Raw genomic sequence first — 13883 nt, 5'->3', positions numbered from 1 at the left:
GGTGTCCGCAGATGAGCGGTATGCGCTGGCCCGGAGGCTATGGTTTGACAGGTCGGTGCGGAGCGGAGTGCACGGCCCCGTCAAGATCGCGCTCTGCGAGATGGCGCCCGGCCATGAGCGTTGTATGTACTGCGGGGACAACCAGGGTACAGATGTCGACCATTTCGAGCCGATGCGTCGTAGCCCGTTGCGCACCTTCGACTGGCTCAATCACCTGCTGGCCTGCTCTCTTTGTAACAGTCACAAGAAGCGAGACCGGTTTCCGGTCGACGCGGCCGGCAGCCCGATGCTGATTGATCCCACAACTGACGATCCGGACGAACATCTCTTCCTGTCTCTGGCGACCGGGGTGTACCGAGCACGGACGGACAAAGGACGACACGCCATTGATGTCTACGATTTGAATCGTGACGTTCTGGTGGACGGCCGAGCATCGGCGCGATGGGTCCTGGCGTCGCTGTTCCGCGAGTGGGAGTCTGCGCGCAGCCGCGAGTACTGGACAAGAATGGACCGGATAGCGGACACCGTGCGCGGTCAGCCATTCGCCGATGGCTGTCAGGCGATGCTGCGTCAGGCGGTTCTGCAGGGCGCCTCTGTGATCTTCGAGGACGACCCGGATCTGGCGGCGTTACTTCTGTCGGAACCACTTCGCGCGGTCTTTCTGCGCTGAGCGGCGCGCAGGCACGCTAGCGGCTGTAGACCGTGACGTCGATGGTGTAGTGGTCGGCGCGGTAGAGGTGGTCGGCGTATTCGATGGGGGAGCCGGCGGCGTCGAAGGCGGTGCGTTGCATGGAGATGAGCGGGGCGCCGGGGCTGATGTCGAGGAGGCGGGCCTGGGTGGCGGTGGCGGCGCGGGCGGTGATGCGTTGTTTGGCGACGGCGGGGCGGGCGCCCCGGGTGGCCAGCAGGTGGTAGAGGCCGTGGTGCTCCAGGTCGGCGGCGGTCAGCGAGGCGAAGCGGGGCGGGAGCCAGTTGCGGAGGATCGCCAGCGGGGAGTCGTCGGCGAGGCGGAGGCGTTCGCAGTGGACGAGGCGGCCGCCGTCGGGGAGGCCGAGCAGGCGGCAGGCGTGGCGGTCGGTGGCGGCGGGGTCGAGGGCCAGGACGCGGGTGGCGGGGTGGCGGCCGGCGGCGGTCAGGTCGGCGTGCAGGCTGGTGAGGGCGACGCGGCGGCGGACCTGGATGTCGTTGACGCGGGTGCCGGCGCCGCGTTTGCGGGTGAGCAGGCCGTCCGCGACCAGCTCTTCGATCGCGCGGCGCATGGTGGGGCGGGAGACGCCGAGTGAGGCGGCGAACGAGATCTCGTCGGGGAGGCGTTCGCCGGGGGCGAGCAGGCCTGACTCGATGGCCCCCTCCAAAGCGTTGCTGACCTGCAAATATAGGGGTTGAGAGCGGTCGCGGTCGACGGTGATGGACGGCAGTGGCATGCGGTCGCCCCCCAAAGAAACCTGAGACCGGACAAGCGGGCGTGTTTGTCAGGACAAAGTATTGACCTCGACGCCGGGTGAGCGGAAGCTCGCGGGACGGAAACACGCCGGAAACCGGGGAGGCTCCACCTTATGGAGGTCGTCACGATGGGGCGCGTCGGCGTCGACATCTATCCGCTGCAGACCGGGGTCGGGCTGGAGGATGTCGAGACGTTCGGCAAGTTCCTGGGCGGCAGCGCGACGAACGTGGCGGTCGCGGCCGCGCGGCACGGGCGCAGCACCGCGGTGATCACGCGTGTCGGCCCGGACCCGTTCGGTAGATATGTCCGGCGCACGCTGACCGAGCTGGGCGTCGACAACCGGTTCGTGACCGAGGTCGAGGGCCTGGCCACGCCGGTCACGTTCTGCGAGATCTTCCCGCCCGACGACTTCCCGCTGTATTTCTACCGGCAGCCGATCGCTCCGGACCTGGTGATTCGCCCGGAAGAACTAGACCTTGAAACCATAAAAGCGACAAACCTCTTCTGGTGTACGGTGACCGGCCTCTCCCAGGAGCCCAGCCGCGCGGCCCATCATGCGGCGTGGAGCGCCAGGGACCGGCGGACGCACACCGTCCTCGACCTCGACTACCGCCCCATGTTCTGGGACTCGCCGGACGACGCCCGCAAGCAGATCCAGGAAGCGCTGCCGCGGGTCACGGTCGCGGTCGGCAACCTCACCGAGTGCACGGTCGCGGTCGGCGAGAGCGATCCGGACCGGGCCGCGGACGCCCTGCTGGCCACCGGCGTCGAGCTGGCGATCGTGAAGCTCGGCCCCGAGGGTGTGCTCGCGAAGACCAGGGAAGAGGAGGTCCGCGTCCCGCCCACCCCGGTCGACGTGGTCAACGGCCTCGGCGCCGGCGACGGGTTCGGCGGCGCGCTCTGCCACGGGCTGCTGGCCGGCTGGGGCCTGGAGCGGCTGATCCGCTTCGCGAACGCGGCCGGCGCGATCGTGGCCGGACGACTGGAGTGTTCCACCGCCATGCCCACCACCGACGAGGTCGAGAGCGCGCTGGAGCGGAACCATGCCTGACTTCGCGAGACTGCGCGAGCTGCGCGCCACGAACCCCGGCGCGGTCGCGGAGGCGGCCGCCGCCAGAATCACCCGCCCGCTGCTCAACGACGGCCGCCTGATGCTGATCGCGGCCGACCATCCGGCGCGTGGCGCGCTCGGCGTGCGTGGTGACCACCTCGCCATGGCCGACCGATACGAGCTGCTCACCCGCCTGGTCACGGCGCTGGACCGGCCGGGCGTGGACGGCGTGCTCGGCACCGCGGACGTGCTGGAGGACCTGCTGCTGCTCGGCGCGCTGGACGGGAAGGTCGCGATCGGCTCGATGAACCGTGGCGGCCTGCAGGGCTCCGCGTTCGAGATCGACGACCGGTTCACCGGCTACGACGCCGCGTCCGTGGGCCGGATGGGCTTCGACGGCGGCAAGATGCTGCTCCGCATCGACCTGAAGGACCCGGCCACGGTCCGCACGCTGGAGTCCGCCGCCACCGCCGTGGACGACCTGGCCGCGCTGCGGAAGATCGCGATGGTCGAGCCGTTCCTGTCCGCCCGCCGGCCGGACGGCAAGATCGGCAACGACCTGAGCACCGAGGCCGTGGCCCGCTCGGTGGCGATCGCGTCCGGGCTCGGCGGCACCAGCGCGTACACCTGGCTGAAACTGCCGGTCGTGGCGGACATGGAGACCGTGATGGCCGCGACCACGCTGCCCACGCTGCTGCTCGGCGGCGACCCGTCCGGCAGCCCGGAGGAGACCTACGCGAGCTGGGGCCGGGCACTGTCCGTGCCGGGCGTGCGCGGTCTGGTGGTCGGGCGCGCTTTGCTCTACCCGCCGGACGGGGACGTGGCGGCCGCGGTCGACACGGCGGTGTCCCTGGTGCGCGGCGCGGGGGTGGCCGCATGACCGAGCGTCGCGAGGGCATCACACCGGCACGGTCGAACAAGGTCGTGACACCGGGGGAGAGCGAAGCGGAGGAGGTGGCATGACCGCGACCGTGATCACCGATCTGACGCCGGAGTCGGCCGGCTGGACCTATTCCGGTCTGCGGATCGTCGCGCTGGACGCCGGCGACACCTACGTGGTGGACACGGCCGATACGGAGCTGATTGCCGTACCGCTGAACGGCTCTTGTTCTTTGTCCACGTCGGACGGTGACAGGGCTGATCTCCAGGGCCGCGCGAGCGTCTTCGACGGTCCGACCGATGTCGCGTATGTCCCGCTCGGCACCACGCTCACCATCACCGCGGCCGGAAGCGCAAAGATCGCTCTGACGAGCGCAAAAGCCACGATCAAGAAGCCTTTCCGGTACGTCCCGCGCGCCGACGTCCCGGTCGAGCTGCGCGGCGCGGGCAGTTGTTCCCGGCAGGTGCACAACTTCGGCGTGCCCGGCGTGGTCGACGCGGACCGGATCATCGCCTGCGAGGTGCTGACGCCCGGCGGGAACTGGTCGTCCTACCCGCCGCACAAGCACGACGAGGAGCGCGACGGCGAGTCCGTCCTGGAAGAGGTCTACTACTTCGAGGTGGCGAACGGCGGGCCCGGCTACCAGCGGGTCTACGGCACGCCGGAGCGCCCGATCGACGTGCTGAGCGAGGTGCGCAGCGGCGAGATCGTGCTGGTCCCGCACGGGTGGCACGGGCCGTCGATGGCCGCGCCGGGCTACGACCTCTACTACCTGAACGTGATGGCCGGGCCGGGCGCCCGCGCCTGGCTGATCCGCGACGACCCCGAGCACGCGTGGGTCCGGGACACGTGGGCGGACCAGAAAATTGACCCCAGACTGCCGTTCACCAGGGGAGACGCGTCATGAGGCTGACCGTGGGACAGGCGACCGTGCGGTTCCTGGCCGCGCAGCGCACCGAGCGGGACGGCGTCGAGCACCGGCTGATCGACGGCTGGTTCGGCATCTTCGGGCACGGGAACGTGGCCGGCCTCGGGCAGGCGCTGCTGGAGGCGGAGCTGACCGATCCGGGCGCGGCGCCGTACCGGCAGGCCCGCAACGAGCAGGGCATGGTGCACGCCGCGGCCGGCTTCGCCCGCATGCGGAACCGGATGTCCACGCTGGCCTGCACGTCCTCGATCGGGCCGGGCGCGACGAACATGGTGACCGGCGCCGCGCTGGCGACCGTTAACCGGCTGCCGGTGCTGCTGTTCCCGGGCGACGTGTTCGCCACCCGGGTCGCGGACCCGGTGCTGCAGCAGCTGGAGGACCCGCGGGCCGGCGACGTGTCCGTGAACGACGTGTTCCGGCCGGTGAGCCGGTACTTCGACCGGGTGTGGCGGCCGGAGCAGCTGCCGTCCGCGCTGCTCGGGGCCGCGCGCGTGCTGGCCGACCCGGTGGAGACCGGCGCGGTCACGATCGCGCTGCCGCAGGACGTGCAGGCGGAGGCGTGGGACTGGCCGGACGAGCTGTTCGCGCCGCGGGTGTGGCACGTGCCGCGCCCGGTGCCGGAGCCGGCCGCTCTGGCGCGGGCGCTGGAGATCCTCAGAACCGCGCAGAGGCCGCTGATCGTGGCCGGCGGCGGCGTCGTCTACTCGGAGGCGACCGAGGCGCTGAAGGCGTTCGCGGAGGCGACCGGCATCCCGGTGGCGGAGACGCAGGCCGGTAAGGGCTCGCTCTCCTACGATCACCCGCTCAGCCTGGGCGCGGTCGGTGCGACCGGCACCACGGCCGCGAACGAGATCGCCCGCGAGGCGGACGTGGTGATCGGCATCGGCACCCGGTACAGCGACTTCACCACCGCGTCCCGGACCGCGTTCGCGGCGCCGGGCGTGCGGTTCGTCAACATCAACGTGGCCGCGTTCGACGCGGCCAAGCACGCGGGCGTCTCCGTGGTCGCGGACGCGCGGGTGGCGCTGGAGCAGCTGACCGCGGCGCTGGCGGACTACCGGACGGACGACGCGTACCGGGAGAGGGCGGGCCGGCTGGCGGCCGAGTGGGACGCGACCGTGGAACGCGCGTACCACCTGGACCACAAACCGCTGCCCGCGCAGACCGAGGTGATCGGCGCGGTCAACGACGCGGCCGAGCCGCGCGACGTGGTGGTCTGCGCCGCCGGTTCGATGCCCGGTGACCTGCACAAACTGTGGCGCACCCGGGACCCGAAGGGCTACCACGTCGAGTACGGCTTCTCCTGCATGGGCTACGAGATCGCGGGCGGGCTCGGCGTGAAGCTGGCCGCGCCGGACCGGGAGGTCTTCGTCCTGGTCGGCGACGGGTCGTACCTGATGATGGCGCAGGAGCTGGTCACGGCCGTGCAGGAGCGCGTGAAGCTGATCGTGGTGCTGGTCCAGAACCACGGCTACGCCTCGATCGGCCGGCTGTCCGAGTCCGTGGGCGCGCAGCGGTTCGGCACCGCCTACCGGTTCCGGGACGGCGACGGCCGGCTGGCCGGGAACACGCTGCCGGTCGACCTGGCAGCGAACGCGCGCAGTCTCGGCGCCGAGGTGATCCGCGCCACCTCGATCGAGGAGCTGACCGACGCGCTGGCCGAGGCACGCAAGGCCGAAGGCGTCATCGTGGTGCATGTCGACGCAGATCCGTACCTGGATTCGCCAGGAAGTGGATCGTGGTGGGACGTGCCGGTCGCGGCCTCATCTACCTTGAACACCGTGCGCGACGCGCACGCACGGTACCGGGAGGGCAAACGCGCCCAACGTCACTACATGTAACCGTGCGTACGCGGAGGGCACACCGCGTATCGCGCGCTGTATTCCTGAAAGGACTACGAGTAATGAAGGCTCTTTACCGGGTCGGGGCGTCCGTGGCAGCCCTGGCCCTCCTTGTGACGGCCGCCGCCTGTTCCAGCGAGAACGCGGTGAACCGTGATGACGATGACACCTCCGGCGGCAAGGGCGGTGGCACCTACGGTCTGAAGATCGCGGTCGTCACGCACGGCGCGGCCGGCGACGCGTTCTGGAGCATCGTCAAGAACGGTGTCGAGAAGGCCGGCACCGACCTCGGCGACACCATCCAGTACAGCAGCGACGGCGACCCGCAGAAGCAGGCGCAGCTGATCGACGCGGCCGTGAACCAGAAGGTCGACGGCCTGGTCGTCTCGATGGCCAACCCGGACGCGCTCAAGGCGTCCGTGGAGAAGGCGGTGGCGGCCGGCATCCCGGTCATCACCATCAACTCCGGCGCGTCCCGTTCGGCGGAGTTCGGCGCCCTGACCCACATCGGCCAGGACGAGAAGGTCGCGGGCGAGGCGGTCGGCACCGAACTGAAGAAGCAGGGCATCAAGAACGTGGTCTGCGTGATCCACGAGGCCGGCAACGTGGGCCTCGAGGAGCGCTGCGCCGCGGTCGGCGCCACGCTCGGCGGCCAGATCCAGAACCTGCAGGTCGACATCAACAACCTGCAGTCCTCGCAGTCCACGATCAAGGCGAAGCTGCAGGCGGACACCGCGATCGACGGCGTCGTCACGCTCGGCGGCCCGGTCGCGAACGTGGCCGCCGCCGGCATCGCCGAGGCCGCCTCGACCGCGAAGCTGGCCACGTTCGACCTGAACGCCGAGGTCGCGAAGGGCGTGCAGGACGGCAAGATCCTGTTCGCGGTGGACCAGCAGCCGTACCTGCAGGGCTACATGGCCGTCACCATGCTCACCCAGTACAAGGCGAACCTGAACGTGCTCGGCGGCGGCCAGCAGGTGCTCACCGGCCCCGCGCTGGTGACCAAGGAGAACGCGGCCCAGGTCGCCGAGCTCGCGGCCGCCGGAACCCGCTGATGACCAGCGCCACACTGACCGGCGCGGGCGACGAACGTGTCGCCCGCGTCGGGCTGGTCAAGCGACTGCTCCTCAAGCCGGAGCTGGGCTCGCTGATCGGCGCCGTGCTGGTCTTCGGGTTCTTCGCGGCGCTCTCCGACGTGTTCCGGTCGGCGCGCGGCGTGGCGAACTGGCTCGACCCCGCGTCCTCGCTCGGCATCATGGCCGTCGCGGTGGCGCTGCTGATGATCGGCGGGCACTTCGACCTGTCCGCCGGCGTGCAGACCGGCACGGCCGCGATCACCAGCGGGCTGCTGACCACCTACTACGGCGTCAACACGTGGGTCGCGCTGCTGCTGTCGCTGCTGCTCTGCCTGGCGATCGGCTTCATCAACGGATATCTCGTGGTGCGCACGAAGCTGCCCAGCTTCATCATCACGCTCGGCACGTTCCTCATGCTCCAGGGCCTGAACCTGGGCGTGACGAAGCTGGTGACCAACACCGTGGTGGTCAGCAACTTCAACCAGATCGTCGGGTACGACGTGCTGAAGGCGATCTTCGCGAGCGAGGTCACCATCGCCGGTGCGTCGTTCCAGATCGCCATCCTCTGGTGGATCGTGGCCACGGTCCTCGGGTCGTGGGTGCTGCTGCGCACCCGGTTCGGCAACTGGATCTTCGCGGTCGGCGGCGACCTCACCGCGGCCCGCAACGTCGGCGTGCCGGTGCAGCGCACCACGATCGCGCTGTTCATGACCACGTCGTTCGCGGCCTGGTTCATCGGCACCACGCAGATCGTGCGGCTCACCTCGATCCAGGCGCAGGCCGGCTTCGGCCAGGAGCTGATCTACATCGTGGCGGCCGTGATCGGCGGCTGCCTGCTGACCGGCGGCTTCGGCTCCGTGGTCGGCGCGTCGATCGGCGCGCTGATCTTCGGCATGACGTCGCAGGGCATCGTCTACGCCGGCTGGGACGCGGACTGGTTCAAGTTCTTCCTCGGCGCGATGCTGCTGCTCGCCGTGCTGGCGAATCAGTACATCCGCCGCTTCGCGGAACAGTCGAGGAGGTAGCCATGTCTTCCGAAAAGCCTCCGCTGCTGGAGATTCGCGAGCTGACCAAGACGTTCGGCAGCGTGATCTCGCTGTCCGGCGTCTCCACCACGGTCCGGGCCGGCGAGGTCACCTGCGTGCTCGGCGACAACGGCGCCGGCAAGTCCACGCTCATCAAGATCCTGTCGGGCGTGCACCGGCCGGACGGCGGCGAGCTGCTGATGGACGGCAAGCCGGTGCAGCTCGGCAACCCGCGCGCGGCGCTGGACGCCGGCATCGCCACGGTCTACCAGGACCTGGCGATGGTCCCGCTGATGGCGATCTGGCGGAACTTCTTCCTCGGCTCCGAGCCGACGAAGGGGTGGGGACCGTTCCGGCGGTTCGACCGGCAGCGCGCGCTCGAGACCACCCGGCGCGAGCTGGGCGACATGGGCATCGACATCCGCGACCCGGACCAGCCGGTCGGCACGCTCTCCGGCGGCGAGCGGCAGTCCGTGGCCATCGCACGCGCGGTGCACTTCGGCGCGCGCCTGCTCATCCTGGACGAGCCCACCTCGGCGCTCGGCGTGAAGCAGGCGGGCGTGGTGCTGCGCTACATCGCGGCCGCGCGGGACAAGGGGCTGGGGGTCATCTTCATCACCCACAACCCGCACCACGCGTACCCCATCGGTGATCGTTTTCTGCTCTTGAACCGCGGAAAGAGCCTGGGCGACCTGGCGAAGTCCGAGATCTCGCTGGCGGAGCTGACCCGGCTGATGGCCGGTGGCGCCGAGCTGGAGGAGCTGGCCCACGAGCTGGAACGTGACCCGTCCACCGGTGAGAAGACGGCGACGCCGTAATTGCAGGAGGAGGCAACGTCATGAGCGGTTTGGCGGGGCGGATCGGTGGAGCGCCGATCTCCTGGGGTGTGTGCGAGGCCCCGGGCTGGGGCCTGGAGCTGCCCGCGGACCGGGTGCTGAGCGAGATGAGCGGCCTCGGCCTGGAGGCCACCGAGCTCGGGCCGACCGGCTATCTCGGCAAGGAGCCCACGGAGGTGCGGGAGCTGTTGTCCCGCAACGGACTGCGGCTGATCGGCGGGTTCCTGCCGGTGCCGATGCACGTCGCCACCGCCGCCGACCTGGACGAGGCCGTGGCCGCGATGGACACGCTGGCCGCGGCCGGCGCCACCGTGGTCGTCCTCGCCGCCCGCTCGACCGACGGCAGCTACGACCACGCGGTCTCCCTCACGGAGGCCGAGTGGGCCACGCTGTTCACCACGCTCGCGACGCTGCAGGACCTGGCGCGCGAGCGTGGCCTCCTGCCGACGCTGCACCCGCACGTCGGCACCGCGATCGAGAGCCGCGAGGCCGTGCTGCGGCTGCTCGACGGCAGCGACGTCCCGATCTGTCTGGACACCGGCCACCTGCTGCTCGGCGGCATGCGGCCGGAGGAGCTGATCGCGCTGGCCGGCGACCGGATCGCGCACGTCCACCTCAAGGACGTGGACACCTCGGTCGCGGGCCGGGGCCTGGCCTACATCGACGCGGTGCGCGCCGGGCTCTACCGGCCGCTCGGCGACGGTGACCTCGACATCCCCGGCATAATCCGGAGCCTGGAGGCCGCCGGGTACCGCGGCTGGTACGTCATGGAACAGGACTGCGCGCTGCACGACGCGCCGCCGCCGGGCGAGGGCCCGGTCGGTGACGTACGCCGCAGCGTGAGCTATCTGAAGGAGAACGTGTGACCGCGCCCGACCCGATCGGCGTCGGTGTTGTCGGCTTCGGCTGGATGGGCGAGGTTCACGCCCGCTCCTACCAGCGCGTCCGCCACCACTACCCGCACCTTCCGCTGATCCCCACGCTCGTGTCGGTCGCCGACCCGGCACCGGGCCGGGCCTCGGCCGCCGCCGCGCAGTACGGCTTCGCCGGCTCGTCCGAGGACTGGCGCGAGCTGGTCGCGGACGAGCGGATCGGCGCGATCAGCGTCACCGCGCCGAACTTCCTGCACCGGGAGATCGGCGAGGCCGTGGTCCGGGCCGGCAAGCACCTGTGGATCGAGAAGCCGGTCGGCGTGGGCGCGGCCGACACCCGCGCGGTCTTCGAGGCCGCCGAGGCCGCGGGCGTGCAGAGCACGGTCGGCTTCAACTACCGGGCCGCGCCCGCGGTCGCGCACGCCCGAGAGCTGATCGCGTCCGGCGCGATCGGCACCGTGACGAACGCGCGCATCCGGTTCTTCAGCGACTACGCCGCCCACCCGGACGGCGGGCTGTCCTGGCGCTTCACCCGCGAGGCCGGCGGCAACGGCGTGCTCGGCGACCTCGGCTCGCACGCGGTCGACCTCGGCCGCTACCTGCTCGGCCCGATTGCGGCGCTGGTCGCGGACACCTCCGTGATCATCCCGGCGCGACCGACGGTCACCGGCGCGGGCAGCCACTTCTCCCGCGCGGACGGCCCGCCCGGCGACGTGGAGAACGAGGACTACCTCTCCGCGCTGCTGCGGTTCTCCTCCGGCGCCCGCGCGGTGCTGGAGGCCAGCCGCGTCGCGGTCGGCGAGCAGAACACCTACGGCGTCGAGATCCACGGCACCACCGGCGCGCTGTCCTGGGACCTCCGGCGCATGGGCGAGCTGCGGGTCAGCACCGGCGCGGACTACCAGGACCAGAGCTACCGCACGGTGTACGCCACCGGCGGCCACGGCGACCTGCGCGCGTTCCAGCCCGGCGCCGGCATCCCGATGGGGTACGACGACCTGAAGGTCATCGAGGCGGCCGGTTTCCTCACCTCCATCGCGACCGGGAAGCCGCACGGCCCCACGCTCGCGGACGCGGTCGCCGCCGCGGACGCGCTGGACGCGATGTCGGAGTCCGTTCGTACCGGAAAGTGGGTCTCGCTGTGAAGCGCGTCGGCATCATCGGCACCGGCATCATGGGGGCCGACCACGCGCGGCTGCTCACCACCTCGGTCTCCGGTGCGGTCGTGGCCGGCGTCTTCGACCTCGACCCGGTCCGCGCCGCCGAGGTGGCGATGGCCAGCGGCGGCGCGCGCGTGTTCGGCAACCCGTACGAGCTGATCGTCGACGACGACATCGACGCCGTGCTGGTCGCGTCCTCGGACGACACGCACGAGGAGTACGTGCAGGCCGCCATCACGGCCGGCAAGCCGGTGCTCTGCGAGAAGCCGCTGGCCCCGACCGTGGAGGCGTGCACGCGCATCCTCGACGCCGAGTCCGCCGCGGGCGTCCGGCTGGTCTCGGTCGGGTTCATGCGCCGCTTCGACCCCGGATACGCGCAGATGAAGCGCGTGCTGCAGCTCGGCGAGATCGGCGCGCCGCTGATCCTGCACTGCGTGCACCGCAACCCGGCCGCCGTGCCCGGTCTGCCCGGTCCGGCCGTGATCACCAACTCCGCCGTGCACGAGCTGGACATCACCCGCTGGCTCTTCGACGAGGAGATCGTCGAGGTCTCCGTGCACGCGCCGCGCGCCACCAGCCTCGGCGGGGGTACGCCCGACCCGCAGATCCTGCTGCTGCGCACCGCGTCCGGCATGGTCGCGGACGTCGAGGTGTTCGTCAACGCCCGCTACGGCTACGACGTGCGCGCGGAGCTGGTCGGGGAGGTCGGCACCGTCACGCTGGACGGGCCGCCGCCCACGGTGCTGCGCCGCGCCGGCGTCGACGGGCGGGCGCTGCCGTCCGACTGGCGTCCGCGCTTCGCGGAGGCGTACCGGCTGGAGCTGCAGGACTGGGTGGACGGTGCCGGCAACGCCGCGAGTGCGTGGGACGGGTTCGCCGCCACGTTCGTGGCCCAGGCCTGCGTGCGCGCGCTGGAGACCGGCACGTCGCAGCAGGTCTCGCTGCCGCCGGTGCCGAAGCTCTACCACTGAGCCTTTTTTGAGGCGTCGCTCACGGCCGTCCCGGTCCTTCCGATCGGGGCGGCCGTGATCCGTTAGGGTCGCGCCATGCCGATCGTCCGCCCCGCCCTCGCCGCCGACCTGGACGCGATCGCCGCGATCTACGCGCACTACGTCACGGACAGCGTCGCCACGTTCGAGGAGACCGTGCCGGGCGCGGGCTTCTGGGCGGACAAGCACGCGGACCTGACCGGGCGCGGCCTGCCGTTCCTGGTGGTGGAGGACGAGGGCCGGGTCGCCGGCTACGCCTATGCGGGTCCGTGGCGGTCCAAGTCCGCGTACCGGTTCACGGTCGAGGACACGATCTACCTGGACCCGGCCGCGGCCGGCCGCGGGCTCGGCTCGCTGCTGCTCGGCGGGCTGCTCGACGCGTGCGCCACGGCCGGGATCCGGCAGGTGATCGCCGTGATCTCCGACCCCGGCGGCGACGCGTCGGTCGCGCTGCACCGTCGGCACGGCTTCACCGACGCGGGCCGGCTCGCGGACGTCGGCTTCAAGCACGACCGCTGGCTCGGCACGCTCTTCATGCAACGCACCTTGTCCTGACAGGACGACAACCTCCTCGGCGGTACGACCGTCGATCGTCGACGCGACCCACCCGGACCTGGCCGGCCGCGTCACCGAGCGCGTCTTCACGGGCGGGCCGGGCGGCGACCGGGCCGGGCACGGCACGCACGTCGCCTCCACGATCGCCGGCACCGGCGCGGCCTCGGCCGGGCGGTACCGCGGCGTGGCTCCGGGCGCGACCGTGCTGTCCGGCAAGGTCTGCGCGCAGATGGGCTGTCCCGACTCGGTGATCCTCGCGGGCATGGAGTGGGCCGCCGTCGAGCAGGGGGCGGCGCCAACGGCGCCGAGACCACGCAGACGGTGATCCGCGCGTACCGCTACCGGTAGTGAGGACGGAAGGGCTCTTCCCGGCGGGAAGGGCCCTTCCCGATCCGCGGGTCCGAGGGGTGGCGCCTTGACAAAAGGGGAGGGGTACGAGGGCGAACGGGTTACAGAAGGGGAGGGGGCGGGGCGAGGCGGGACTCGATGAGCGGGGCGAGGGTGCGCAGCGCGTGGGCGGCGCGGGGGATGTGGAAGGCGGGGGTGGGGGCGGCGAGCGTCAGGGCGGCGACGAGGCGGCCGGCGGGGCGCAGGGGGACGGCGACGCCGGTCATGCCGGGCTGGAACTCCTCGCGGTCGACGGCGTAGCCGCGGCGGCGGGTGGCGCGGAGGTCGGCCTGCAGTGCGGCGGGCGCGGTGATCGTGGCGGGCGTCCGCGAGGTCAGGGGCAGGCGGGCGAGCAGCGGGTCGGCCAGCTCGGGCGGGGTGAACGCGAGCAGGGCCTTGCCGGCGCCGGTGCAGTGCGGCGGGAACCGGCCGGCCACCCGGGTGGCGAGGCGCGGGCGGGCGTGACCGTCGACCTTCAGCAGGTAGATGACGTCGTCGCCGTCGAGCGTGGCGAGCTGCGCGGTCCAGCCGAACGTGGTGTGCAGATCGCGCAGGTACGGCGCGGCCGCGTCCAGCAGCGGGCGGGCGGCCTGGGTGCCGAGCTCGAAGAGGCGCAGCCCGAGCCGCAGGCCGTCGTCGTCGGTGAGCAGGCGTGCGGTGAGCAGCCGGGTGACGATGCGGTTGCAGGTGGCCTGTGGCAGGCCGGTGGTGTCGGCCAGCTCCCGGCGGGTGAGGCGCGGGTGGGCGGCGACCGCGTCGAGGATCGCGGTCACCCGGCCGATCATGGTTTGCGGCTGACTCACTCAGTGATTTTCGCATCGTGAATCCGCAGCTCCGGC

Annotated in this window: 14 protein-coding genes and 1 pseudogene; 13 read left to right on the top strand and 2 right to left on the bottom strand. The window is 71.4% G+C overall.

All coding sequences use genetic code 11. The features are described 5' to 3' along the window. The first annotated feature begins 67 nt into the window (after window positions 1-67). Window positions 68-670, top strand: a complete 603-nt coding sequence (locus OP04_RS22295; RefSeq protein ID WP_198153934.1) for an HNH endonuclease — start codon at window positions 68-70, stop codon at window positions 668-670. A gap of 16 nt (window positions 671-686) precedes the next feature. Here OP04_RS22295 and OP04_RS22290 read toward each other — a convergent pair whose 3' ends face one another. Next, window positions 687-1424 (bottom strand): GntR family transcriptional regulator, encoded by a 738-nt coding sequence (locus OP04_RS22290; RefSeq protein WP_033341730.1) that lies wholly within the window; start codon window positions 1422-1424, stop codon window positions 687-689. Window positions 1425-1556: 132 nt separating this feature from the next. Here OP04_RS22290 and iolC point away from each other — a divergent pair, with 132 nt between their 5' ends. From iolC to OP04_RS51920, 12 genes and pseudogenes are all read left to right on the top strand, one after another. Then, window positions 1557-2495 (top strand): 5-dehydro-2-deoxygluconokinase, encoded by a 939-nt coding sequence (gene iolC / locus OP04_RS22285; RefSeq protein WP_033341729.1) that lies wholly within the window; start codon window positions 1557-1559, stop codon window positions 2493-2495. Then, window positions 2488-3375: a Cgl0159 family (beta/alpha)8-fold protein gene (locus tag OP04_RS22280; protein WP_033341728.1), complete on the top strand. Its 888-nt coding sequence runs from the start codon at window positions 2488-2490 to the stop codon at window positions 3373-3375. Before iolC ends, OP04_RS22280 begins: the two co-directional genes overlap by 8 nt. 79 nt (window positions 3376-3454) lie before the next feature. After that, window positions 3455-4282: a 5-deoxy-glucuronate isomerase gene (iolB, locus tag OP04_RS22275; RefSeq protein ID WP_033341727.1), complete on the top strand. Its 828-nt coding sequence runs from the start codon at window positions 3455-3457 to the stop codon at window positions 4280-4282. Continuing rightward, window positions 4279-6144, top strand: coding sequence for a 3D-(3,5/4)-trihydroxycyclohexane-1,2-dione acylhydrolase (decyclizing) (iolD, locus tag OP04_RS22270; protein ID WP_033341726.1), 1866 nt, complete (start codon window positions 4279-4281; stop codon window positions 6142-6144). Before iolB ends, iolD begins: the two co-directional genes overlap by 4 nt. Before the next feature lie 62 nt (window positions 6145-6206). Further along, the gene (locus tag OP04_RS22265; protein WP_033341725.1) at window positions 6207-7199 is read left to right on the top strand and encodes a sugar ABC transporter substrate-binding protein; all 993 of its coding nucleotides are present in this window, start codon (window positions 6207-6209) and stop codon (window positions 7197-7199) included. After that, entirely contained in the window at window positions 7199-8245 is a 1047-nt protein-coding gene (locus OP04_RS22260) for an ABC transporter permease (protein WP_033341724.1), read from the top strand. Before OP04_RS22265 ends, OP04_RS22260 begins: the two co-directional genes overlap by 1 nt. Before the next feature lie 2 nt (window positions 8246-8247). After that, window positions 8248-9063 carry an ATP-binding cassette domain-containing protein gene (locus OP04_RS22255; protein ID WP_033341723.1) on the top strand — a complete coding sequence of 272 codons (816 nt, stop codon included), beginning with the start codon at window positions 8248-8250 and terminating at the stop codon, window positions 9061-9063. A gap of 20 nt (window positions 9064-9083) precedes the next feature. Next, window positions 9084-9947, top strand: a complete 864-nt coding sequence (locus tag OP04_RS22250; RefSeq protein WP_033341722.1) for a TIM barrel protein — start codon at window positions 9084-9086, stop codon at window positions 9945-9947. Beyond that, a complete protein-coding gene (locus OP04_RS22245) occupies window positions 9944-11098 on the top strand; it encodes a Gfo/Idh/MocA family protein (protein ID WP_033341721.1) in 1155 nt (384 codons plus the stop codon). Before OP04_RS22250 ends, OP04_RS22245 begins: the two co-directional genes overlap by 4 nt. Further along, window positions 11095-12084 (top strand): Gfo/Idh/MocA family oxidoreductase, encoded by a 990-nt coding sequence (locus tag OP04_RS22240; RefSeq protein WP_033341720.1) that lies wholly within the window; start codon window positions 11095-11097, stop codon window positions 12082-12084. The genes OP04_RS22245 and OP04_RS22240 overlap by 4 nt, the downstream gene beginning before the upstream one ends. Before the next feature lie 75 nt (window positions 12085-12159). Next, the gene (locus OP04_RS22235) at window positions 12160-12657 is read left to right on the top strand and encodes a GNAT family N-acetyltransferase (RefSeq protein ID WP_033341719.1); all 498 of its coding nucleotides are present in this window, start codon (window positions 12160-12162) and stop codon (window positions 12655-12657) included. 4 nt (window positions 12658-12661) lie between these two features. Further along, window positions 12662-12949: pseudogene (locus OP04_RS51920) on the top strand (S8 family serine peptidase); the annotation flags it as partial. 157 nt (window positions 12950-13106) lie between these two features. On the opposite strand, the gene OP04_RS22230 reads toward OP04_RS51920, so the two are convergent. Continuing rightward, on the bottom strand, window positions 13107-13847 hold the full coding sequence (locus OP04_RS22230; protein WP_157240178.1) for an IclR family transcriptional regulator: 741 nt from the start codon (window positions 13845-13847) through the stop codon (window positions 13107-13109). Window positions 13848-13883 lie beyond the last annotated feature (36 nt).

The organism is Catenuloplanes japonicus (genome assembly GCF_000717135.1).
GTDB classification, from domain to species: Bacteria; Actinomycetota; Actinomycetes; order Mycobacteriales; family Micromonosporaceae; genus Catenuloplanes; species Catenuloplanes japonicus.
The sequence above is the reverse complement of the archived record's forward strand: the minus strand, read 5'-3'. Positions and strand labels throughout refer to the sequence as shown.